Here is a 23779-nt window from a genome sequence, read left to right on the forward strand (position 1 = left end):
GCAGTTTTTTTGGGTAATGTAGGGTTTGAATCCACATGAGGGAAAGAAAATATACTTTGAATATCAAGTTTTGATGAAGATTACGTCAAAAAAGTGCAAATAAACTGTGAAGCGACTACGATTTTAAAAGTGTGATGAAGTTTATATGTAAAAACAGCAAACTCTCTGTGTGCCAATTGTAAAGGTGAAAAACGTTCTATGTATTTTCACTCGAATTATCCAAGGTTGTTATGATGCGTAAACCAGTTCTAACAATTTTTTACCAATTCAAGCCTTGGAATACTACTGTTAGAGGTATTCAGACTCTAATTAGGGTTTTCATCAAGTACGTGCCAAATGAATTTGAGGTGGGACTTGTAGGAACGGAAGATTATGAAACCAAGGATATAGGTGAGTGGCAGGATAGAAAAACACTATTTATTATTCATCGCGATATTTACGCGAAGGTGAAAGCTCCAGATGATAAAGAGGTGATTCTCTGGCAAAGGCTTCCTGCTTATTTTACTCTCGAAAATTTGTTGTTACCCCAGTTTTCACAGATTTTATCGTGTAATACATCTGCTACAAAGTTGTACAAGCAGCATTATCCCAATTTCTGTTACCGCATTGTTTATATCAAAAATTCATTGCTTCAAGTTTTGAGCAGGAGCGATGATTATCCGTCTTATAATTGCGCGCGTGTTGCTTGTCCTTTTACTGCTCGTAGTGTTGTTAGCGAGGTTTGTGCGGCAATTACCGATAATTCGATTCGTAAGTTATCTATTTGATGTGTTAAAAAGATTACTTGGTGTTCAAATTGCAGTTGAAAAGGAGGAATAATAAAGATATTCAGTAATACGTAATTTCCGTAGTTCGCTTTATTGGTGTTTTGTCACATCCAGTCAAGAGTAAACGATTTTTAATTACTTTAGTTACTTTAGTTACATATTTTGATTATGAAAATAGCTGTTATCGGTGCAAAAGGTCTGCCACCTTTACAAGGTGGAATTGAGCATTACTGTGCAGAACTTTATCCACGTATGGTTGAAACTGGTTGCAATGTTGATTTGTTCGCGCGCGCTTCTTACACAAATACCTCATGGAGTAAACGCTATGACTATAAAGGAGTTAATGTAATACCGCTACCCGGTCTAAAAATGCGTGGGGTGGATGCTCTGTTAACTTCCGCATTGGGTGCTATTGGTTCTTCTGGAAGCCAATATGATATAGTTCACTTTCATGCACTAGGTCCGTCACTTTTCACCTGTTTACCGCGCGTTGCTTCGAGTTCCAAGATTGTTGTTACTTGTCAGGGACTGGACTGGCAAAGGGCAAAATGGGGAAGTTTTTCGAGTCGTCTGATTAAAATGGGTGAACAAACAGCAGTAAAGTTCGCTCATGGCATTATAGTTGTCTCGAATGCACTTCAAACTTATTTCCAAAGAACTTACAGCAGGCAAACTGTTTACATACCTAATGCTCCTGCATCCTACGCTGACTCTGACTCAGAGTTTAATTATGGACAAAGTTTAGGTTTAGAAAAGGGACGTTATATTCTATTCTTGGGTCGAATCGTTCCCGAAAAACGTCCAGACCTGCTCATCGAAGCATTCTCAAAACTACAACAAACTGGATGGAAGCTAGTGCTAGCAGGTGGTGTTAGCGATACCAAAGCTTACACAACCGAAATTTTGGAAAAAATCTCCTTTAATCCTAATATCGTTTTTGCAGGAGAGTTAAAGGGTGTACGTCTTGCAGAGATTGTACGAGGCGCCGGGTTATTTGCGCTACCTTCCGACTTGGAAGGATTACCTTTAGCAATGCTTGAAGCAATGCGCGAAGGTATCCCTGTTGTTGCTAGTGATATACCTCCTCACCAGCAATTAGTTGCAGGACGCGGAATTCTATTTGAAGCTGGAAATGTAGATTCTTGTGTGCAGTCGCTTCAATGGTCGATTCAACATCCACAAGAATGTGCAAAAATGGCCAAAAATGCTCAAATTTACCAACAAAATAACTATAGCTGGGATCGAATCACTTCTGATACTATGAGATTTTACACCAAGCTGCTTAGTACTCCTTTGTCTGAAGGTGTCTTAGAAGCAGGTAAGACTCGTAAAAGTGGACTAGCAGGAGTAACAGCGAAGAAATAAATGTGGTACTAGTTTTTTGTTGTTTAGTTAATTACTTCGGAAGATATAGAGGAATAGTTAGCAATAACTACTAACAACCGATAGCTAAATGACTAACGACGAATAACAATTTACTATAAAACAGTAACCGTAAGGTACATGTAATGGAAAAGGGCTTTTGGTCGGTATTGACAGTTTTGAAACGGCGTGCTTTGCCTGCGTTACTCACTTTTGCTGGAGTAATGGCTGGAGGAGTTGCTTATTTGAAAGTAACACCACGTCTTTATGAAACCTCCGCAAGACTGATATTTGACGATAAAAGAGTTAGTGTTTCAGAATTAGGACGCGACTTGGCGCAAACTACTGCAAGTAGTCCCGGAAATAGCCCCCTGGCAAATCAAGCGGAGCTAATCAAGTCAGAACGAGTTCTCAGTCAAGCGTTAGCAATTGCTGGAGATTCTCGTTATATAGGTACTGAAGGTGGGCAAAAAAAATTAGCTGAAGTTACAACCGATGATTTAAGTCGAGGAATAAAAGTAAAAACAATTCCAGCGACGAATATCCTTGAACTGAGCTATCAATCAAAAAATCCTGAACTAGCTGCCGGCTTGGTAAATGCAGTTGCAATGGCAACTATTCGTGATAATACTAGATCGATTAGTACTGAAGCCACTAAAGTTCGGGAATTTTTACAGCAGCAGTTACCTCAAGTGCGTTCTCAACTCCAAGCAGCTGAAGCCGCAGAAAACAATTATCGTCAAAAAAGCAGTATTGTTGATTTTGATGAACAAACCAAAAGCCTTGTTCAGAGTGTCGCAGCTCTCGAAGACCAACAGCGTACCCTTGCTACTCAATTTCGAGATGCCAACTCGCGCAATGCATCGTTGCGTCAAATTACTAAAGCCAAAGGACTTGATAGGGCGTATGAGTCCGTTCGCAGTGGTCAAGACGATAATTTACAGAAGTTGCGCGCGAAACTAACAGAGCAAGAAACTCAACTTATCGAAGCTCGGTTGAAATTTACTGAGACTCACCCTACCGTTGTCAAGCTGGTACAACAGCGCAATGCTCTCCGCAGTCTTTACTCACAACAGCTAGCGCGCGTTGCTCCTGCTAATAATACTAATACTGCAGGCGCCTCAACTAATAATATTGGCACTAATAATGTTGTTGCAGGGGATCAAATTAGCCAAGACTTAACGTCCAAACTAATTACCAACGAAATAGAAAAGGCAGCAATTGCTGATAAACTTCGTCTAACAGAAACTAATATAGCCGAACTCCGCAACCGACTTACCCAGCTTCCCCTGACTCAACAGCCACTTACAGCTTTAATTCGTAAACGCGAAGAAGCTGCTGCTTCACTAAAATTTTTACAAGCTAAACTCGAAGAAGCGCGCATTGCGGAAGCGCAAAAAGTTAGCAATCTCCAAATTATTCAAGTCGCAAAAGCACCTACACAACCAACTTCTCCTAAACCTAACGTTGTACTTGTTCTTGCTGGCGCCTTCGGTTTAATCCTTTCTACTGGTGTAATTATCCTTTTAGAAGTACTGGATAATACCTTACGTGATGCCTCCGAAGCCGAAGAAATACTGAAACTACCTCTACTTGGAGTCTTACCGCGTTTACCATCTAAAACATTGGTATTAGGGGCTGCTGCCGACAACTTTCTTGATAACGTTGGCTTGATCGAACCATATCGAATGCTTTTCAAATCACTCGAATTTCGTACTGAAGAAAGTCTACGTGTATTAGTAGTCAGCAGTACTATCTCCGGTGAAGGAAAGTCAATTGTAGCTTCGCACCTTGCTGCTGTATCAGCAATGCTATCACGGCGTACTTTAATAATAGATGCTGACTTACGGCGCCCTGTACAACACACGATTTTTAACCTTGCTACTTCTTCAGGTGTGGCAGATATAGTCGAGGGAAGTATTAACCTCAAAGAAGCTGTACAACATACGAATATTCCTAACCTATCTGTATTAACATGCGGTCAACTACACGGTAGACCATCGCAAATGCTTGAGTCAGCGGCAATGAAAAAACTTGTCTCCGAAGCTGCAGCAAACTATGACTTCGTGATAATTGATACACCACCATTAAGCGCTTGTGCAGACACTGCCACCCTAGCCAAACAATCTGATGGTGTGTTAATGGTGACACGTCCTAATTTCACAATCAAAGAAATACTTCAACGCGCGGTTTCTGAGTTAAACAATAACCACATTCCCATCGTTGGAGTAGTAGTTAACGGTATGACATCGCTTACCGAGCAATATTACCGCTATCCCGTCAGCGGTTATCAACCAAAACGATTAAATGCTAAAACCTAATTCGCTCTGGTGCGTGACGCTACTAGATCATTAGTTTGGTTTCAAAATTGTTATAGCGTCACACACCCTACCTCTTAACTCCCTATGCTGATTCGCACTCGTTCCCATTTAATCACGCTTTTTGTCTCACTTTTTGCGGTGGGCATAGCTGTCGTGTCTGGGTTTATGGCAGGTGCTAGTCCAATGCTTTTGGGACTAGGGTTTGCGATGATACCTGCTACTGCATTCTTCTTTATGCAGTTTGAAACTGCTGTAGTTGGTTTACTTGTGCTACGAAGTGCGCTCGACCCATTCTCAGGAATGCAACTTCCAGCTGCATTTGCTATTGGTATCAGTGCTTTAACTCTATTTTATGTAGCAATACAACTAATGACGGGTAAACAAGTAACTACGGAAAAGTTTTGGTGGATATTTGCCGCATGGGTTGCTTTACAGTCTTTATGGCTAGTACTGATGTTTTTAGGCGGATTAGGGTTGGATGCTTCAAACTTGCAAACGAGTTTACGGGAGTGGGTAAGAATATTTTCGTGGTTGATGCTTTACTTGCTGGTATTGCAGTTGAAAGATAAAGTTCACCCAGAAGTTATTGTCTCTAGATTATTTTTTGCCTTGGTAGTACCCAGTACTATTGCTACCCTGCAAATTTTTTCACCATCGCTTTTGCCTGCAATGTTTGTTGGTGGTTCAGGGGATGAGTTTGGCGCCCGAACAGTAGAAAGTGTATCGCGCGTGAATGGTACACTGGGTCATCCCAACACCTTCGCGACATTTTTATTGTTGTTTATTGGGTTAACGCTATGGAAGTTAGGTAAAACAAAAAAGCGCTCCTACTGGTTATGCTTGTTAGGACTATTAGCGTTTTTCTATGTTGCAACCAAAGCTTTGTTTAGTATAGTAATGCTGGCTGTTTTTCTTTTGGTATACATTGCTCCGAAGTTGAGTTTACCAAAAATTATCGGCGGTGTTTTACTGTTTATAATTGCCATCAGCTTATTTGCCAGTACAGAATTTGGACAACAGCGTTTGGCATCACTTGCTAGCACACCACTATTTAACCCTGATATAGATGTGTCACGGGCAATTTTGCTTTCTGCAAGTGATGGTAACAGTTTTAACTGGCGCCTAGCACAATGGACATTTTTATTACAAGCTTGGGAACAACATCCCATTTTAGGATATGGACTGGCTACATGTAAACAATTGACAGTTTTAGATGCGTATGCCCATAACGATTATGTTAGAGCTTTAGCAGAAGGTGGCGTAATTGGGTTTGCCTCATTTATACTGTTATTCTTAGCTGTTTTAATTCGTTTGTTACAAATATTTAGAACTGCTCCATCAAATAGTAAACAAAGGAATTTATGTTTAATTTTATTAGCTATAGTCTCAGCTATTTTAGTGGGGATGATAACTGAAAACATTTGGAGCCATACTACATTATTTTTCTATTTTTGGACATTAATTTCTTTAGCAGGTTGGAAATGGGAAGTAGGGTGTGTGACGCAACCAAAAGTCTGAAACGAAGCGTAAATCTAATAGCGTCACGCACCTAACTGATGAAACAAAAGTTAAAAATTTGGAGTTAAATTATGCCAAAAGTATCAGTTGTAATTCCTGCATATAATTCGATGAAGTATTTGCCAGAAACACTCAATAGTGTTTGGCGCCAAACTTTTACTGATTTTGAAGTACTGGTTGTGAATGATGGAAGTTCAGATAATGTTAAAGAATGGGCTTCTCAAATCAAAGACCCACGGTTTAAATTGATTTCACAATCAAATCAAGGTGTTTCTGCTGCACGTAATGCTGGTATTTTAGCAGCACAAGGTGAATATATCGCATTTTTAGACGCTGATGATTTGTGGGCGCCAACTAAATTAGAAACACATGTATTGTCTATGGATAAAAATCCTGAAGTGGGACTAGTTTACAGCTGGACTGCGATGATGAACGCTCAAGGTCAACCCACAGGAAGATTAATGAGACCTATCACTAATGGTAGAGTTTATGGGGAGATTCTAGTCAAAAATTTTATTGACTGTCCTTCAGTAGTAGTTAGGCGCAGTTGTTTCGGTAAAGTTGGCTTATTTAATACCTCTGTTCGATACAATGAAGACTGGGAAATGTGGATTAGAATAGCAGCTCGCTATGAGTTCGCTGTTGTTACTGAACCATTGATTTTCTACCGACAGCACCCGAATAATGCTTCCAAAAACTGGCAGCAAATGAAACTCGGTTATGCCAAAGTAATTAGAAACGCTTTCAAGGCAGCACCAAGCGAACTTCAATATCTCAAAAAGCTTAGTTATGGTCACGCCTATTTGATACTAGCTTGGAAAGCGCTGCAAAGTAAAGATAAAGACTTTAAACTTTCAGCTCGCTTTCGCTCTCAGGCTTTACAATACGACCCAAAACTCATTTTATCACACGAATTTTGGCGCCTAAGTATTTTAATTGCGCTAATGCATTACTTAGGTTTGGAAGCTTATGACAGTTTTCTACAATTTGTTTATACACTCAGAAGGCGCCTATCTAACCAACCAGTGAATACAGAACTATCAGAACCCGTTTCAGCTAAAAACTGGAAACCTAACGAAATATATTTCTAAGTATATTTCTACATATATTTCTAAATATATTTCTGAATATCTTTCTAAATTACTTATTTCCCTTTCCCCCATTATCAACCATGAAAGTATCTATAGTAGTCGGTGGAAGATGGCACGCAATAGAACTAGCGCGCGAACTACATTCTCAGGGTTACTTGCATAGACTCATAACCAACTACCCAAAATTTAAAACTCGTGGATGGGGTGTACCTGACGATAAAGTTGTCAGCTTACCCTTAACGCTGTTCCTAAATAGAGTCATTCAAAAAGTTGGTGGAGAAAATTTAGTTCGCAAATCATTGCCTACTATATATAAGATGTTCGCAAAAGCTGCTGTCCCCTATCTTGAAGGCAGTACACTAGTTCATGGTTGGTCAAGTTGCTCACTTCCAGCAATTAATTGGGCAAAAAAAAATAATGTTCCATTCTTACTAGAACGCAGTTCAGCACATATCAACTACCAATCAAAATTACTACAAGCTGAATATAAAAAGTTTGGTTTAGAGTGTACGGAAATACGACCGGAAATAGTTAAGACGGAACTAGCAGAGTATGAACTAGCAACTCAAGTGGCAGTGCCAAGTTACTTTGTTCAACGTAGTTTTTTTGAAGAAGATTTTCCAAAAGAACGTTTAGTTTACAACCGCTTTGGCACAAGCTTGAAAAATTTTTCACCCGGAGTCAAGCAGGATAACGTTTTTCGCGTTGTATATGCAGGTTCTCTAAGCATTCGCAAAGGTATATATTACCTTGTTAAAGGTTTCATGGAAGCGAATATTCCCAATAGCGAACTTTGTTTAATTGGAGGTGCAACACCAGAAACCCCACAACTAATAGCTTCGGGAGACGCGCGGGTTAAGTGTATTGGTCATATTCCCGAACCAAAGTTAGCAGAATACTACCGCAACAGTAGTATTTTTGTAATGCCTAGCATTGAAGACGGGTTTCCATATGTCATCTCACAAGCAGTTGCCTGTGGTATACCGTTAATTAGTACAACAAATACTGGTGGTGAAGACGTACTGCGTATCAACGGTGCAACACCCCTTAAGTTAGAGAATGATATAGACGAATATCCAGCAGGTTATATTATCCCTCCAGCGAACAGCGAAGCTATAGCTTTACTATTGACAAAACTTGCTACAAACCCTGAATTACTTGCACAAAAACAGCAAAGTACACTTGCATTTCAACCTCAAGACTTAAGCTGGGAACAATACGCTCAACGCGCGGTAGAAGTATATCAAAAAATGAGTGTAGGGTGTGTGATGCCACCAGCAATCTTACAACGAAGCGATTAATTGAGTGGCGTCACGCACCGTACTTAAGAATTAGGAGTTAGGAGTATTTATCATGGTGAAAGTCTCTGTAATTATTCCAGCATATAATGCAATGCGGTATCTACCACAAACTCTTGATAGTGTACTGCAACAAACTTATACTGATTATGAAGTGGTAATTGTTAACGATGGTAGTTCTGACACTCTTGTTGAATGGGCACCACAATCTAAGGATTCACGAGTGCGATTAATCACACAAGTAAATCAAGGAGTGTCAGCAGCTCGCAATAATGGGATCGTAAATTCGACAGGTGACTATATAGCGTTTCTTGATGCTGATGATTTGTGGGAACCAATATATTTAGAGAAACAAGTTGATTATTTAGATCAACATTTAGATATAGGAGTAGTTTACACTTGGACAAAGTTGATAGATGAATTGGGAAATCCAATCAATCGTATTTTTGCTTCTCATGCAGAAGGAATGATTTGGAAAGAATTGTTAGAAAACGATGTTATTTCAACTGGCAGTTCAGCTATAGTAAGGCGCCATATATTAGATACTGTAGGTGGATATGACACTCAACTTGCCCATGCAGAAGATTTAGAATTATGGTTACGAATAGCTCGACGATACAAATTTGGTGTTATCAAAGAACCTTTGACTAGTTACCGACGACACCCACAAAATGTCACTAAAAACCGAGATAAAATGCTGTATGGACTCAAAACTGTTTATGAAAAAGCATTCGCGGAAGTGCCATTAGATACACTGCACTTACGAAATAAAGCATATGCAAGTTTATTTCTGGGGTTTGCGTGGTTGGCAATAGACGACGGGGACATAGAAAAAGCGAGTAAATATCGAAAACAAGCGTTTCTACATTCTCCCCAAGTTTGTTTCAACGAAAGATTTTTAAGACTGAGTGTCGCAATTTTGATGTTGCGCTTATTTGGTCATCGTGGTTACGACGGTCTACGAAATATAACGCGCGACTTCAAGCGCATTATCTTAACCTTCTCTAACAAATATGTAAAACAAAACTAATATACTCTCTTCCCTCTGTCTCTCAGTGTCTCTGTGGTAAAAAAAATTTAGATACAAATTATGTATATATTCGTTTTGGAAGAAAAACCAACTTCCCGTCGGGGTGGACAAGAATTAGTACTATTTGACATTTGTCGGGGTTTAGCACAAAGAGGACATAAAATAATCCTCCTATACTCAGACGAAGAAAACTTGTTGGAACAATATCAACAATTTTGCGTCCAGACATTAAAAGTCAAACAATTTCGAGTTTATCGTCCTTCGCACATCTTCAATTTTATCACGAGCATAATAGAAGTCAGGCGAAAAATCAAGGAATACGAGCTAAATAATAGTATTGTTCTAAGTAACCAATACCAAGACACATTTATCGGTAGAATTCTGGCTTTAACTCTAAATATCCCACTAATTTGCTACCTTCATCTGCCACCACCAAAAACAACATTGGAATGGCAACTCAAATTCAAACAATTAAAACATAATCTTGCAATGGTGAATATGAGTTCTCAAATCCAAATAGGGTTACTTGGAGTTAAGCAATTTATCGCTGTTTCCAAGCAAACTAAAATGGACTGGGTACAAAAAAACTACCAAGGCGATATAATTAACGTAGTTCATAACGGCATTAACTTAGAAACATATAAACCAGCCACCGACTTTGCAGAACTTCGTAAACAATGGGGTATAGCATCCGATTGTCGCATAATTTCCTACGTCGGTAGACTCGACGCGGAAAAGGGACTAGAAATTTTATTAAACGGCTTTGCCTTATTCAAGAAAAATTATCCTCATCAAGTCAAACTTTTGATTGCGGGTAAACCAGTACTATTAGGAGAAGAATACAAAACCAGCTTAGAAAAATTAACGGTTGATTTAGGCATTGAAAATTATGTTAGCTTCCTTGGTCATGTAAGCAGTCCAACAAGTCTTTACCAAGTTAGTGATATTACAGTTCTTCCGAGTCGATGGTCAGAACCCTTCCCACGTTCAGTTATAGAGTCAATGGCATGTGGAACACCTGTAGTTGCAAGTCGGACTGGGGGGATACCCGAAAGTTTAACGGAAGAATTTCAGCGAGGACTTTTTGATCCAGGTTCGGAAACCGACTTGTCAGAAACAATACGTAAAATTATCGACTGGAGACAACAAGACCCACAACTAGGCGCCCGTTGTCGGAACCATGCTGTTACAAAATTCAGTATTAACAGAATGATTAACGACGTTGAAAAAATTTTAGAAAACCAATTCAACCCTACCTTACTGCAAGCTTACTATGAAAACTAAGGAAGTAACAAAAGACCTTATTATTGAAGCGGGTAAAACCGAAGGTCAATACTGGCGAGACTTATGGAAATATAGAGAATTATTCTACTTTCTTGCATGGCGTGATATTTTAGTTCGTTACAAACAAACCATCATTGGTATGGCGTGGGCATTACTACGTCCATTCTTAACGATGATAGTATTTACATTTGTATTTGGTAACTTAGCAAAACTTCCGAGTGAAGGAACGGCGCCATATCCACTCATGGTTTTTGCCGGTTTACTACCGTGGCAGTTTTTCTCTGGCGCCTTAACGGAATGCAGTAACAGCTTAATTAACAATGCCAACTTGCTGTCTAAAGTTTACTTTCCCAGATTAATAGTTCCAACAAGTGCAGTGATTGTAAGCTTTGTTGACTTTATGATATCGGGAATTATTCTACTTGGATTAATGGCATATTTCAACTTTATTCCTGACTGGCGGATTTTAACACTACCATTATTTATAGTTATCGCATTCGCGGCATCAATGGGCGCCGGGTTATGGTTAGCTGCATTGAATGTAGAGTACCGAGACTTTCGGATAATTGTACCGTTTATCGTGCAATTTGGTTTATATATATCACCTGTAGGGTTTACTAGCAAAGTCGTTGATGAAAAATGGCGTTTGTTATATTCGCTCAACCCGATGGTAGGTGTGATTGATGGGTTTCGTTGGGCAATACTAGGAGGAGAATCAAATATATATCTACCTGGTTTTGCCTTGTCAACTGCACTCGTATTATTGTTACTATTGAGTGGTATTTGGTATTTCCGTCGCATGGAACGCACATTCGCTGACGTTATTTAGATCAATCCAAAATCTCAAATCCAAAATCTAAAACCCTATGACTGTAATTAGAGTTGAGAATTTAAGTAAAAAATACGTTATTTCACACCAACAAGATAGTTATAAAACATTTCGCGGTGCCATTACAGATGCGGCAAAGTCGATAGTTCATGCAGTCAAACCCCACGCAAAAAAGGAAATGTTCGACCGTGAGGAATACTGGGCACTAAAGAATGTATCCTTTGAAATTAAACAGGGTGATAGGGTTGGTATTATTGGACGTAATGGCGCCGGAAAATCTACACTATTAAAAATACTCAGCAGAATTACTGAACCAACAACTGGCAAAATTCGTATTTCTGGAAGAGTTGCTAGCTTATTAGAAGTAGGAACAGGGTTTCACCCAGAACTAACAGGTCGAGAAAATATCTTCCTAAATGGCGCCATTTTAGGAATGGGTAAGCTAGAAATTAAACGTAAATTCGATGAAATAGTCAATTTTGCCGAAATTGATAAGTTTCTAGATACCCCTGTTAAACGCTATTCATCTGGTATGTATGTTCGCCTAGCATTTGCGGTAGCAGCACATTTAGAACCAGAAATTTTAATTGTAGATGAAGTGTTAGCAGTTGGTGATGCTCAATTTCAGAAAAAATGTTTAGGCAAAATGGGAGAGGTTGGTAAAGAAGGAAGAACGGTTATATTCGTGAGTCATAATATGCAAGCAGTAAGACGCTTATGCACGCAAGCGATATATTTAGAACGAGGTGTAACTTTACCAGTAAGCGATGTTGAAGATGCTATTCAACGTTATTCATCTCAAGCATCAATGTCCACATTTGATGTAGACCTTGACTTAATCCGACGTAATAGCGGTTTTGGTGATAAAGCACGTTTATTGCGTTTGAGTTTGGCGCCGAATACAACCTTTAGTTATGGAGAACCATTAGAGTTAGTATTTACTGTACAGTGTTTTCAACATATATCAGATTTAGCAATTGGTGTTGGTTTTGAAACACTCGATGGAAACCGTGTAATGACGCTTGACTCAGACCATGAACAACCAGCATTAGAAATGCCACCGGGTGTTCATGAAATACATTTCCATCTACCGAGAAATCCACTTCACCCCAATATATATTCAGTATCACCAGCAGTACTTTCAAACGCTTGCCTACTCGATTATATTCCAGGTGATATTACTTGGGAAGTTGGCACAGGTCCAAAAGACACAGTTGGAGATAGAGGATATGGTGGTTGTCGCTTACCAATAAAAGTGCTAGTTTCCAGCCATGCTCGCTAATCTTTTTTAGTCTTCCTTTGCGAATAACCATTTATTGATTATATTCACCAAAATCTTAGAGACTATGATTGTCGTATAACCTCTAACTTATATAGACCACATTACTCAAATACATTCAAGGAGCAGATAAGTATATGCAAGTAATAAGCAGATTACAACTACCAAACGCTTTAGACACTTCTAATTTATACCTTAAATCGGAAGGTAATCCATTTATAGATTTTGATGCTCACAAAGTTATACTGCATCAAAGTGACAAAATATCTTTCAATACATACTTTAACTCGATCTACGAAAATTTCTATACTCAGTATACAACTCTTAATGAATTAAAATATCAACTCAAGCTTACAGGCGCCTTTGAAATTGCAGCTTATCGAGAGCAACTTGGAAGTGAAAAAGAACTCATCCACATCGAAAGAGTTGAGAATCAAGATTTATCGAGTTACCTTGAAGTGAGTTTGCCGCTTTTAAAATCAGCGCCAAATGCTGGTAGAATTTATTTGGAAATAACTTGTTTGAGTGAAGAAGGTATTTTGGTAGAAGGGTCATTAGTAACTCAACAAGAAAAAGTACGGGATGTTGCTTTGGCTATTATCACCTGTACCTTCAAAAAAGAAGCCTATGTGACAAAGACAGTAAATGCAATTACCCAAGACAACTTATTACAGAATAAGAAGTTCAAAATTTTTGTAGTTGATAATGGCAAAACACTAAAAGAAAGTGATTTTAAAGATTCTAGAGTAGCACTTGTTCCTAACCGCAATGTCGGTGGTAGTGGTGGTTTTACCAAAGGTCTAATTGAAGCATTGGAATGCGGTGTTTTTACACATTTCTTATTCATGGATGATGATATTGAATTAGATAGCGAAGTTATCTATAAGCTTTTCTCATTATATGAGTATGGAAAACAAGACTTTACTATCGCTGGTAGTATGCTTGATTTGTATAGAAAGCATGTCTTGTATGAAGCTGGTGCGCTTTACAACAAATATACCGATAAAGAAGGAAATGTTAAAGATGGCGACTTTGCAACTGTTCCCCTTAAACACGAAGCAGATTTAAGCGACTCTTCAGCACTTAATTCACTTTTGTTAGAAGACAGCGTTGATTATGGCGCCTTTTGGTTTTTTGCTTTCTCCAAAGAAGTAGTTGATAACATCGGATTACCGTTACCATTCTTCATCAAAATTGATGATATGGAGTATGGATTGAGAGTTAAGGAATATTTGAACCTACCCATAGTAGCATTTCCTTCTATAGCTGTTTGGCACGAACCTTTTTACGCAAAAAACCCAGGATGGGATGGTTATTACTGTATGCGTAATATGCTTGTAACTAATGCAATACATGGATATTCCAAATACTGGGTTGCGTTGAGAAATTTATCAGGGGCAGTAATCTATAATCTATTACTATTCGATTACAACAATGCATCAATATTTATTAAAGCTTTTGATGATTTCTTATCTGGACCAGACTTTATTAAGCAGAATGATGCAGAACTTTTACATACGCAAATCTGTAAATACAGCAAAAGCCATAAAAGCCAAACAGCAACACCTTCATCCACTAGTTTAGATCAAGATTACAAAATAACTAAAGTCGGAAAAGTTCAAAAGCTTATCAGCTTGCTAACACTCAACGGGCATCTACTCCCAAGTTTCATGATTCGCGATAAAAGCGCATTTATCAGCTACCCTAGAGTTGAAGCACAACGCGATTCAATATGTAAAGCATTTACTAGTAAACGAATTGTAATGAAGATAAACGATATACCTGTTTTATATCAGAACGAGCTAGATAAGCAAGCTGCATTTAAAATATTATCAGCTTGGATAAAGTCAGTAGTTAAAACTACTTTGCAATGGTCAAATATTAATCAGAAGTGGAAAGAAGCAGCAGACGAGTTCACCTCGGTAGAATTTTGGCAAACTTATCTTAAACCTCGTCAAAGTTAGTTATATAAGGAGATTCTAAAATGAAAGTAGATTGGTTAATAGTGGGAGCAGGTTTTTCTGGATGCATTCTCGCTGAACGTATAGCATCTCAACTAGGACAGCGCGTCCTGCTCATGGATAAACGTGACCATATTGGCGGTAATGCCTACGATTACTACAACGAACATGGTATTCTAGTCCATAAATATGGACCGCACATCTTCCACACTAAATCAAAAAAAGTTTGGGACTACCTCTCACAATTTACTGAATGGCGCCCATATTTTCACCATGTGCTAGGAGTCGTAGAAGGTAAAAAAGTACCAATACCCTTCAACTTAAATTCACTCTACGCACTATTTCCACCCAAGTACGCTGAAAAGCTTGAAGAAAAATTACTCGATAACTTTGGGTTTGGTGTAAAAGTACCCATTCTCAAACTACGTGAAAGTGCAAACGGTGAATTAGAGTTTCTTGCAAACTACATTTACGATAACGTCTTCGTCCGTTACACCGCTAAACAGTGGGAGCTAAAACCTGAAGAACTCGACAAAGCAGTAACTGGACGAGTACCAGTATATATCAGTCGTGATGACCGTTACTTCCAAGACCCATACCAGGCAATGCCAAAGCTTGGTTATACGGAAATGTTTCGTAAAATGTTAGCGCATCCCAATATCAAAGTACTTCTTAACGCTGACTACCGCGAAGTCATCAACGACATCAAATTCAACCGTATGGTGTATACAGGGCCAGTCGATACATTCTTCGACTATATGTATGGTGAACTGCCATATCGAAGTTTAAGATTTTCCTTTGAAACCTTAGACCAAGAACATTATCAAGAAGTTGGTACAGTTAATTATCCTAATGAGTACGACATCACCCGTATCACCGAACAAAAATATCTTTCTGGACAAACATCTCCTAAAACAACTTTAGTTAAAGAGTATCCCCAAGCATACGTTCCCGGTATTAACGACCCATATTATCCAGTTCCGCGCGAAGAAAACCGCGCACGCTACGAACTTTACCTAAAAGAAGCGAGCAAACTCAATGGTTCAGTAATATTTGCCGGACGCTTGGCAGAGTACAAATATTATGACATGGATCAAGCAGCATTACGCGCGTTGAGTTTGTTTGAGAAAGAAGTTCAGGAAAAAAGCCCAGATAAGATAATTGGTAATATGCCAGTTATTATTGCTTAAGATGATTAGCGCCATTCCAAATTTGTAAATCTAACTTCTTATAGAATTTCCTGGTATTTTATTTTGAAGTTTATAAGGGGAGTGAGCAGAAAAAGCTCGCTCCACTTTAATTAGGTTTACATCTTACAAAAATGACGTAAAATATTTTTGAGACCTAAGTGTAGACAACTTGATATGATAAATATAGATAGAACTAAGAAAAAAATCAAAATACAAATAGTTAGCCGTATCATTCCAATTGCTAACTCATCTGGAAACTCGACGTATATATTAGATTTCTTGACTTATTTAAATAAAATAGGAATTGATACGGAATTTTTGCTTATTGACGAATCACATAACGGTCGCGCGCTTTGGTATATTATTCCAGAGCATCTGAGAAAAATCACTAAATTTTTAGCAATTGGTCATTTTCGAGTTGGTAATTTGCTAATATCAAACTCTATATCTGACTGGTTAATCGAATCACTGAGATTTATATATAATCTTCTGCTACCCAAAACCTTTAAAAATATTTATCGGCATCAGCGAGACCAAAAACAACTTATCCCTAGATATATAGTACCATTATTACCTTGGGACAAATCAGCGGCGCCGCATGAAATTGCATTTGTTAACTCGCAAGTAACTCGCTATCAACCCGACGCTGTGATTGCTAACTATGCTTATTTAAGCGATATATTCGACGCTATCAAACAAAATTCCTTACAAAAACCATTAACAGTTATACTAACTCATGATGTTCGCCATATGCGTACTGCCCAATTCCAAAAATTAGGAGTTAATAGCTTTGAAGCTGAATGGAGTAAAGAAAAGGAAAGTCATGCATTAAAAAAAGCACAAGTTCTGTTAGCTATTCAACAAGAGGATAGCAAAATCTTTCAAAAAATGGCGCCAGAATCTCAAGTTATTTGTATGCCATTTTCAGCGACTTGTCAATTGCATCAAAATCCGCAAATAGCAGGTCGTTGTTTATTTGTAGGTAGCAACGCCGACCACAACTACTATGGTTTAAAATGGTTTTTGGAGAACGTATGGGAAAAAATAATTCAGCAACAGCCTAATACGAGTCTTCATATTTGCGGTAGTGTATGCGATTTAATACAAGAAACTTATCAGAATGTTAGTTTATTAGGTAAAGTGGAAGATTTAAAACCAGAATATAGCGCTGCTGAAGTTTGTTTAATTCCTCTACTTGCTGGTAGCGGATTAAAAATCAAGCTAATAGAAGCAATGTCTTATGGACGTGCTTGTGTGTCAACTAGTATCGGTATTCAGGGATTATCAGAAATTGCAAATAAAACAGCACTTATAGCAGATACCGCAGAAGAATTTCAAGAAGCTGTACAAACATTATTCATGGACAGTAACAAGCGAAAATCTATGGAGCAAGAATCATACAAATATATTGCCCAGAATCATTCTCCACAATCAGTATATCAACCTTTTATTGATTATATTGATGGGCATCAGCACAAAGGAACCAAAACCATAAATAAGGCTGTTGCTGTATCGTAATCTTAAAAAAGCCAATATGTACTTAGGAGAAACAAATGCAAGTCGTTAGCAGATTACAACTACCCAAAACACCAGAAACCGCCGATTTATACATTAAATTAGACGGTAATACACATCTTGACTTTGATGCAGGTAAAATTATCTTACATCAAGGTAGCACTTTGTCTTTTAACACTTACTTTAACTCAATTTACGAAAATTATTATACCAAATACACAACACTTAACGAATTACAATATCGATTAAAACTTGCAGGCACCTTTGAAATTTTAGTGTATCGAGAACGTTACAAAGCTGATCAAAGAGAACTGATGTACAGTGAACAAATTCAACACAGCGATTTCTTAAACTATGTTGACTTAGGTTTCGCACTTTCGGCGGCGGATGCAGGTAGAATTTACTTAGAAATAAAGTGTCTAAGTGAAACAGGTTATTTTGCCGAAGGACTATTAGTTACCGAACAAGAAAAACAACGTGATATATCGCTAGCAATCATAACTTGTACATTCAAAAAAGAAACTTACGTCAAAAAGACAGTAAATTTAGTTACACAAGATAGTTTACTACAAAACAATAAATTTCATTTTTTTGTAGTCGATAATGGTAGAACATTAAATCACAGCGATTTTCCTTCTGAGAAAGTTACATTACTTCCTAACCGTAACCTTGGAGGAAGCGGTGGTTTTGCAAAAGGATTGCTTGAAGCTGTACAATCTGGTCTTTATACACACTACTTGTTCATGGACGATGATATTGAACTTGATAGTGAAGTGATTTATAAACTTTTCCCCTTATACGAATATGCAAAACAAGATTTTGCTATTGCAGGGGGAATGCTAGACTTTTATAAAAAGCATATTTTATTTGAAGCAGGAGCTTTGTACAACAGATATACTGATGACAAAGGAAATAGGCAAAACCGAGACTTTAATATTACCTCTCTCAAAAAGAACACCGACTTACGCGACTCTTCTACACTCAATCTATTTTTAGTAGAAGAACAAGTAGATTATGGTGCCTTTTGGTTTTTTGCATTTTCACATGAAGTAGTGCAAAACATTGGACTACCTTTACCTTTCTTCATTAAAGTTGACGATATCGAATTTGGTTTAAGAGTGAAACAATACTTAAATGATGCGATTGTACCATTTCCATCGTTAGCGGTATGGCATGAACCTTTTTATGCCAAAAATCCAATATGGGATATTTATTACTTTTCACGTAACGTACTTATAGCTAACGCAATACATGGGTATTTAGGATACTGGAATACATTGGAAACAATATCCGGAGCAATGTTTTATAATTTGTTGCTTTTCAACTACAGCAGCGCGCAAATGTATGCCAAAGCTTTTGAGGATTTTTTGAAAGGACCCGACTTTATAAAACAAAATGATGCCGAAGCGCTGCATAATCAAATATTTGGGTCTGTGAAAAGCTACAAAAGTCAGGAAGTAATACCATCATCAGAGGACGTACCAAAAGATTACCAAATCACTAAAGTTGGAAAACTGCAAAAGCTGATGACATTGATAACGCTCAACGGTCATCTACTTCCACCATTCATGATTCGTAACGAAAGCGCGTTTATATACTATCCTGAAGAAATAACAAAACGCGATTCTATCTGCAAAGCATTTTCCAAGAAAAAAATTGTATTAAAGTATAGTAGGATACCAGCTTTATATCACAACGAGCTAGATAATAAAGCCGCATTCAATATTTTGTCAATTTGGATAAAGTCAATAATTAAAAGTGCTTTCGGATGGTCACATATCACTAAACAGTGGAAGCAAGCATCAAAAGAATTGACATCAACGACATTTTGGCAAAAGTACCTAAACTCGTTTAATTAAATAGCAACTTCTTAAAGCAATTGTGGAGCGGGCATCCCTGCCCACCTCCATTGCACAATTAGAAGAACTATTCGCGGCAGTTAATTACACTTTTCAGCAAAGTGAAATACAGTTAGAAAACTTAGTAGCTGCATAAACGATTCTTAACCCTCAAGAATTCTTTAACCAAAGCTCAAATTGACTTCTTGCTCTTTCTGCAATAGGCGCTAAGAGTGCTTGGGTAAGTAGGCTGGTGTCACGTTTTTGGGCGTGCCACAAATCGTATAGTTCAACGACTGTAGGAAAATTGTGAGAAGTTGCTAATATTTCTACTTCGTCGCCAACTTGAATTTCTCCTGTTTCCAGCACCCTTGTGTATACACCAGGTCGCCGTGCTTGAATAAAGTGCTTCACGAAATCAGCATCTCCCATACGGGCGCCGAGTGTGTTGCAAGGAATACGCGGAAAAGTTATTTCCAATAGGACATTATTAATTTGCAAGCAATCTCCTATCTTCAAGGGGGCATTGCCAAAGCTTGAAAGAGTAAGATTTTCTCCAAATAGACCAAATGGTATTTCTCTGTCTAATTGGGTCGTCCACCAAGCATAATCCTCTGCACTATAAAGATAAACAGCTTGGTCTTTACCTCCGTGATGTTTTGTGTTGCCAATCACGTCTCCAGGCAAACCGTCTGTGCTAATACTGACTTTGCCTTGCACAGGAGACTTATAAATTCCCGTTGTTACTGCTCTATTACCAATTTGTATAGCTTCTTGCCTACCGATATTTATTGATGTAATGTGCATTTTTATATAAGATGTTACTTTTAAAAATAATGACATGAATATGATATGAAAACACAAGGGCAAGAAATCAAGCTTATTGATTTCCACCAAGAGAACGCATCTGATACCTTTGTACCGAAACCCGCTATTCTCGTAAGTCATTGGGACAGTATCCACTTTGAAGTTCATCAACAGCCTTCATTTGATGTAGCTGAACATCAACATACAATGCATGTTCTTGTTCATGGACTTGAGTCTTTATCGGGTGAGTCGTCTTCATCAGGAGAACGATGGTTAGATGGAAAGCTTACAAGAGAAACGCGCTATTTGGGAGATATTGCCGTTATTCCTGCGGGTATTTCCCATCGCTGCAATTGGAATACAGATGTACAGTTTATGATTTTGGCAATTGAGCCTGCACTTCTTACACAAGTTGGTCAAGATTTAGTTAATCCCGACCGTATAGAACTTTTGCCCCATTTTATGACTTAGTGCTTTTTCTAAAATCAAATAGTACGTGCGGTTTCACAGAAATAAATATGACAAACATCGAAATTAACACTTCAATTGTCAAAGTACCTAACAATGGCTTACAAATAGATGCTTATCTAGCTCAACCAGCATTGTCAGGAACGTTTGGCGCCGTTATGGTTTTTCACGAAATTTTTGGAGTCAACAGTAATATTAGGGATATAACCGAACTAATTGCTTCAATCGGATACGTAGCAGTGGCGCCTGCGATGTATCAACGTATTGCTCCCGGTTTTGCTGCTGACTTTAGCGAAAAAGATATAGGATTCAGTCCAGAAGCCTATCGTCTTGGTTTACAATACTATCAACAAGTGAAGTATCAAGAAATATTCAGCGATATTCAAGCTACTATTGCTTATTTAAAAACTTTACCCAATGTAAAAGCTTCGGGTATTGGTGCCATTGGTTTTTGTTTTGGTGGTCACGTTGCTTATATGGCGGCAACTTTACCCGATATCAAAGCAACTGCTTCGTTTTATGGTGGTGGAATTACTACTTCTAGTTATCGTGAAGAAACTCCAACTATAAATCGTACAAAAGAAATTAAAGGCGCCATATATACATTTTTTGGCACAAGAGATACATTAGTTACACAAGAGGAAAACGAACAAATTGAGGCAGAATTAAAGAAACATCAAATAAATCATCGTGTATTTAGATACGACGCAGGACACGGTTTTTTTGGAGGATTATTCGTAGACAAGTACCCATTCTTGAAGCAGCACCCAAGTTATAACCCTGAAGCTAGTGCTGATGCTTGGAAACATGTTTTAGAACTTTTTCAAAATAATTTGTAATAAAACGTTTCTCTTCGATTCCCGACAAATGAACGCGAAGTCGGGAATCTGAGAGGAATCTGGGAATCGATATTTTGTATTCAATCTCGATAATAAGGCTCATTTTCCAATAAGTATTTAACATCTGAGTTAAGCATATCTGATTGTTGTGGTGAAGGGATACGATACATTTTGACCTGATAACAATGCTTACCAATCTGAGTTCGTTTACTGTAGCCAAAAATAGCATCTCTTAAACGAACTGTACCCCCTTTCATTTTGATAACTCTGTGATTATTAAAGACTCTCAAATCTTCATCCCCTGACCAAGTAACAGTTAGCAGGTTGTCCTGATATCTTCCTTGGATATTAGGATCCCAAGCTGTATCTCGGTTTGGGTCGAAGGTAAGGGGGTGGTGGAGTGTCTTGTTACTGGGATAATTGTTTGTATCACGTTCTCTGGCTTTTTGTCTTATTCTCTTTATCCCAAAGCCAGCGCTTACAACAACTACTATAACTATGCCCGCAATTCCTGCAAATGCCTCGGCGTCAATGCCATTATCCCTACCAAAAGCTGACGGGTTCCGGATGAAGGGGTTATTGTCCGGAATCGATGTAAAATTATTTCTTGGACCTCTTGCCATTGCCGCGCGTCTCCTTATCATCCTTTACTTTAATTTACATTCAATCAGGCGCCAATGGTGGTAAAGCTTTACAGTTTTTCTTCGGTTATCATTATCATAAGTATAATAGTAAGTGTATAAAACATTTAGTTTTAGATTTTACTTACCCATTAAGCTGTAGTAGTAATTATTTTCTAGCAAATATTTTATACCGATTTAATATGAAGCTGCAAATAACTAAATCCCCCCAGCCCCCCGCGTGGAAGGGGGGCTAAGAATAATAATGTGCATCCTCATATAAAAATGGTATTACTTATATTTATTTAGGATTAAATGCTGGGTATCCTAAGTTCAACAAGCGTTGCTCATATAAGCAAAGGTTGTTTCATTTCAGCTAAGGATACCAATAATGTTCAATTTACTGCTAATTGCTGCGAATAGCTTTATTTCTCTTTGTTATTTTATAATTGCTTTTTTGATTTTATTACCATTTTTACGAGGGCAACAAAAGACTTCGCTTGTGCTAGCTACTATAAGCGTGTTTTTTAGTTGTGCCTTGGGACATGGCGGACACGTTCTGATGATGACTTCGGGGAGCAGTGAACATTCTTCGCTCTTACTGAAATTTCAAGTAGGAGTGGATTTGATGACCGCAGGCATTGCTGTTACATATATTGCGCTTAGACGCTACTATTCTTTTTTAGTTGATGGACCACTTTTATTAAACCAAACCCAAGAAAAACTAGAATTAGCAAATGCCGAATTAAAAAGTATTAATGCTAAGTTAGAGTATAAAGCATCACAGCTAGAGGCAACGCTACATGAACTTCAACACACCCAAGCGCAACTAATACAAAGTGAAAAAATGTCTGCTTTGGGACAATTAATAGCAGGTATTGCCCATGAAATTAATAATCCCGTGAGTTTTATCTATGGGAACCTTACGCACGTAACCCAATATATTCAAGAGCTAATGGATTTGGTCAAATGTTATCAACAAGAGTATCCTAACCCAACTTCGCTTTCACAAACCAAGGTAGAGCCAATCGATTGTGAATTTCTCATGACTGATTTACCTAAACTGCTGTCTTCAATGAAGGTTGGAACACAGCGCATTCAAGAAATTGTTATGAAGCTCCGCACTTTCTCTCGGTTGGGCGAAGCGTCGATGAAAAAAGTCAACCTGCACGAAGGGATTGACTCGACACTTCTAATTTTACAAAGTCGGCTAAAAACCAAAACAGGTGTAGAAATTGAGGTTATTAAAAATTACTCTGATTTGCCAAATGTAGAATGCTATCCTGGGCAACTCAATCAAGTATTTATGAATGTATTATGTAATGCAATCGATGCTTTAGAAGCAGGAAGCTGTAAACCAATTCCAACAATTCAAATTCGGACTGAGCTTAAGGAACAAAAGCGAGTTATCATTGCAATTACCGATAATGGAGAAGGGATACCTGAACCAATACGCCAGCGAATTCTCGACCCCTTTTTTACCACTAAACCTGTTGGACGAGGTACAGGATTAGGGCTATCAATTAGCTACCAAATAGTTGTTGATAAACACAGAGGCGCTTTTAAATTTACGTCTGTAACTGGAGAAGGAACGGAGTTTTGGATTGAAATTCCGCTTAATCAAAGCTGACTTTATTCGTTAGAGATACCATCACGTAAAAGTACAAATATTTATAGATTATTTAGCCAAAAGTAATATTACGGATTGTATTTAGCCAACCGTGACAATTCCCCGTTACTCAGTCACTAGTTATTGAGAACG

19 protein-coding genes are annotated in these 23779 nt (G+C 38.1%); 17 read left to right on the forward strand and 2 right to left on the reverse strand.

Translation table 11 applies throughout. The annotated features are described in order from the left end of the window. Positions 1-230: 230 nt before the first annotated feature. The 14 genes from AC2JBO_RS21150 to AC2JBO_RS21215 all read left to right on the forward strand — a co-directional run bounded on the left by AC2JBO_RS21150 (position 231) and on the right by AC2JBO_RS21215 (position 19304). Positions 231-767 carry a hypothetical protein gene (locus tag AC2JBO_RS21150; RefSeq protein ID WP_496955625.1) on the forward strand — a complete coding sequence of 179 codons (537 nt, stop codon included), beginning with the start codon at positions 231-233 and terminating at the stop codon, positions 765-767. A gap of 168 nt (positions 768-935) precedes the next feature. Next, the gene (locus AC2JBO_RS21155; protein ID WP_496955626.1) at positions 936-2132 is read left to right on the forward strand and encodes a glycosyltransferase family 4 protein; all 1197 of its coding nucleotides are present in this window, start codon (positions 936-938) and stop codon (positions 2130-2132) included. Positions 2133-2275: 143 nt separating this feature from the next. Further along, a complete protein-coding gene (locus AC2JBO_RS21160) occupies positions 2276-4450 on the forward strand; it encodes a GumC family protein (RefSeq protein WP_496955627.1) in 2175 nt (724 codons plus the stop codon). Positions 4451-4615: 165 nt separating this feature from the next. Further along, positions 4616-5968 carry an O-antigen ligase family protein gene (locus AC2JBO_RS21165; protein WP_496955628.1) on the forward strand — a complete coding sequence of 451 codons (1353 nt, stop codon included), beginning with the start codon at positions 4616-4618 and terminating at the stop codon, positions 5966-5968. Between the two features lie 71 nt (positions 5969-6039). Beyond that, positions 6040-7059 (forward strand): glycosyltransferase family 2 protein, encoded by a 1020-nt coding sequence (locus AC2JBO_RS21170; RefSeq protein WP_496955629.1) that lies wholly within the window; start codon positions 6040-6042, stop codon positions 7057-7059. Between the two features lie 80 nt (positions 7060-7139). After that, complete coding sequence (locus tag AC2JBO_RS21175; RefSeq protein WP_496955630.1) at positions 7140-8360, forward strand: glycosyltransferase family 4 protein; 1221 nt, start codon at positions 7140-7142, stop codon at positions 8358-8360. A 52-nt stretch (positions 8361-8412) separates the two neighbouring features. Then, complete coding sequence (locus AC2JBO_RS21180; RefSeq protein ID WP_496955631.1) at positions 8413-9387, forward strand: glycosyltransferase family 2 protein; 975 nt, start codon at positions 8413-8415, stop codon at positions 9385-9387. A 60-nt stretch (positions 9388-9447) separates the two neighbouring features. After that, a complete protein-coding gene (locus AC2JBO_RS21185) occupies positions 9448-10671 on the forward strand; it encodes a glycosyltransferase family 4 protein (protein ID WP_496955632.1) in 1224 nt (407 codons plus the stop codon). Then, a complete protein-coding gene (locus AC2JBO_RS21190) occupies positions 10661-11500 on the forward strand; it encodes an ABC transporter permease (RefSeq protein ID WP_496955633.1) in 840 nt (279 codons plus the stop codon). The genes AC2JBO_RS21185 and AC2JBO_RS21190 overlap by 11 nt, the downstream gene beginning before the upstream one ends. Before the next feature lie 37 nt (positions 11501-11537). Beyond that, positions 11538-12782 carry an ABC transporter ATP-binding protein gene (locus tag AC2JBO_RS21195; RefSeq protein WP_496955634.1) on the forward strand — a complete coding sequence of 415 codons (1245 nt, stop codon included), beginning with the start codon at positions 11538-11540 and terminating at the stop codon, positions 12780-12782. Positions 12783-12916: 134 nt separating this feature from the next. Next, the gene (locus tag AC2JBO_RS21200; protein ID WP_496955635.1) at positions 12917-14743 is read left to right on the forward strand and encodes a glycosyltransferase; all 1827 of its coding nucleotides are present in this window, start codon (positions 12917-12919) and stop codon (positions 14741-14743) included. 20 nt (positions 14744-14763) lie between these two features. Beyond that, a complete protein-coding gene (gene glf / locus AC2JBO_RS21205) occupies positions 14764-15930 on the forward strand; it encodes a UDP-galactopyranose mutase (RefSeq protein WP_496955636.1) in 1167 nt (388 codons plus the stop codon). 174 nt (positions 15931-16104) lie between these two features. Continuing rightward, positions 16105-17448, forward strand: coding sequence for a glycosyltransferase (locus tag AC2JBO_RS21210; RefSeq protein ID WP_496955637.1), 1344 nt, complete (start codon positions 16105-16107; stop codon positions 17446-17448). Positions 17449-17483: 35 nt separating this feature from the next. Then, on the forward strand, positions 17484-19304 hold the full coding sequence (locus AC2JBO_RS21215; RefSeq protein WP_496955638.1) for a glycosyltransferase: 1821 nt from the start codon (positions 17484-17486) through the stop codon (positions 19302-19304). Positions 19305-19454: 150 nt separating this feature from the next. Here AC2JBO_RS21215 and AC2JBO_RS21220 read toward each other — a convergent pair whose 3' ends face one another. After that, positions 19455-20090 carry an MOSC domain-containing protein gene (locus tag AC2JBO_RS21220; protein WP_496955639.1) on the reverse strand — a complete coding sequence of 212 codons (636 nt, stop codon included), beginning with the start codon at positions 20088-20090 and terminating at the stop codon, positions 19455-19457. A gap of 45 nt (positions 20091-20135) precedes the next feature. On the opposite strand from AC2JBO_RS21220, the gene AC2JBO_RS21225 reads away from it, so the two are divergent. Further along, positions 20136-20561 carry a hypothetical protein gene (locus AC2JBO_RS21225; RefSeq protein ID WP_496955640.1) on the forward strand — a complete coding sequence of 142 codons (426 nt, stop codon included), beginning with the start codon at positions 20136-20138 and terminating at the stop codon, positions 20559-20561. Positions 20562-20608: 47 nt separating this feature from the next. Continuing rightward, entirely contained in the window at positions 20609-21397 is a 789-nt protein-coding gene (locus AC2JBO_RS21230; RefSeq protein ID WP_496955641.1) for a dienelactone hydrolase family protein, read from the forward strand. Positions 21398-21477: 80 nt separating this feature from the next. On the opposite strand, the gene AC2JBO_RS21235 is transcribed toward AC2JBO_RS21230, so the two are convergent. Further along, on the reverse strand, positions 21478-22020 hold the full coding sequence (locus AC2JBO_RS21235; protein ID WP_496955642.1) for a hypothetical protein: 543 nt from the start codon (positions 22018-22020) through the stop codon (positions 21478-21480). Between the two features lie 388 nt (positions 22021-22408). Here AC2JBO_RS21235 and AC2JBO_RS21240 point away from each other — a divergent pair, with 388 nt between their 5' ends. Beyond that, a complete protein-coding gene (locus AC2JBO_RS21240) occupies positions 22409-23647 on the forward strand; it encodes a sensor histidine kinase (protein ID WP_496955643.1) in 1239 nt (412 codons plus the stop codon). The last annotated feature ends 132 nt before the right edge of the window (positions 23648-23779 follow it).

This window comes from Calothrix sp. CBUCES-K 9914 (genome assembly GCF_059640475.1).

Bases quoted from the DNA above. Each gene is read 5' to 3' on its own strand.
- AC2JBO_RS21150 (WP_496955625.1), top strand. From the start codon at position 231: ATGATGCGTAAACCAGTTCTAACAATTTTTTACCAATTCAAGCCTTGG.
- AC2JBO_RS21175 (WP_496955630.1), top strand. From the start codon at position 7,140: ATGAAAGTATCTATAGTAGTCGGTGGAAGATGGCACGCAATAGAACTA.
- AC2JBO_RS21200 (WP_496955635.1), top strand. From the start codon at position 12,917: ATGCAAGTAATAAGCAGATTACAACTACCAAACGCTTTAGACACTTCT.
- AC2JBO_RS21225 (WP_496955640.1), top strand. From the start codon at position 20,136: ATGAAAACACAAGGGCAAGAAATCAAGCTTATTGATTTCCACCAAGAG.
- AC2JBO_RS21165 (WP_496955628.1), top strand. From the start codon at position 4,616: ATGGCAGGTGCTAGTCCAATGCTTTTGGGACTAGGGTTTGCGATGATA.
- AC2JBO_RS21170 (WP_496955629.1), top strand. From the start codon at position 6,040: ATGCCAAAAGTATCAGTTGTAATTCCTGCATATAATTCGATGAAGTAT.
- AC2JBO_RS21185 (WP_496955632.1), top strand. From the start codon at position 9,448: ATGTATATATTCGTTTTGGAAGAAAAACCAACTTCCCGTCGGGGTGGA.
- AC2JBO_RS21195 (WP_496955634.1), top strand. From the start codon at position 11,538: ATGACTGTAATTAGAGTTGAGAATTTAAGTAAAAAATACGTTATTTCA.
- AC2JBO_RS21215 (WP_496955638.1), top strand. From the start codon at position 17,484: ATGCAAGTCGTTAGCAGATTACAACTACCCAAAACACCAGAAACCGCC.
- AC2JBO_RS21155 (WP_496955626.1), top strand. From the start codon at position 936: ATGAAAATAGCTGTTATCGGTGCAAAAGGTCTGCCACCTTTACAAGGT.
- AC2JBO_RS21235 (WP_496955642.1), bottom strand. From the start codon at position 22,020: ATGGCAAGAGGTCCAAGAAATAATTTTACATCGATTCCGGACAATAAC.
- glf (WP_496955636.1), top strand. From the start codon at position 14,764: ATGAAAGTAGATTGGTTAATAGTGGGAGCAGGTTTTTCTGGATGCATT.
- AC2JBO_RS21190 (WP_496955633.1), top strand. From the start codon at position 10,661: ATGAAAACTAAGGAAGTAACAAAAGACCTTATTATTGAAGCGGGTAAA.
- AC2JBO_RS21160 (WP_496955627.1), top strand. From the start codon at position 2,276: ATGGAAAAGGGCTTTTGGTCGGTATTGACAGTTTTGAAACGGCGTGCT.
- AC2JBO_RS21230 (WP_496955641.1), top strand. From the start codon at position 20,609: ATGACAAACATCGAAATTAACACTTCAATTGTCAAAGTACCTAACAAT.
- AC2JBO_RS21220 (WP_496955639.1), bottom strand. From the start codon at position 20,090: ATGCACATTACATCAATAAATATCGGTAGGCAAGAAGCTATACAAATT.
- AC2JBO_RS21240 (WP_496955643.1), top strand. From the start codon at position 22,409: ATGTTCAATTTACTGCTAATTGCTGCGAATAGCTTTATTTCTCTTTGT.
- AC2JBO_RS21180 (WP_496955631.1), top strand. From the start codon at position 8,413: ATGGTGAAAGTCTCTGTAATTATTCCAGCATATAATGCAATGCGGTAT.
- AC2JBO_RS21210 (WP_496955637.1), top strand. From the start codon at position 16,105: ATGATAAATATAGATAGAACTAAGAAAAAAATCAAAATACAAATAGTT.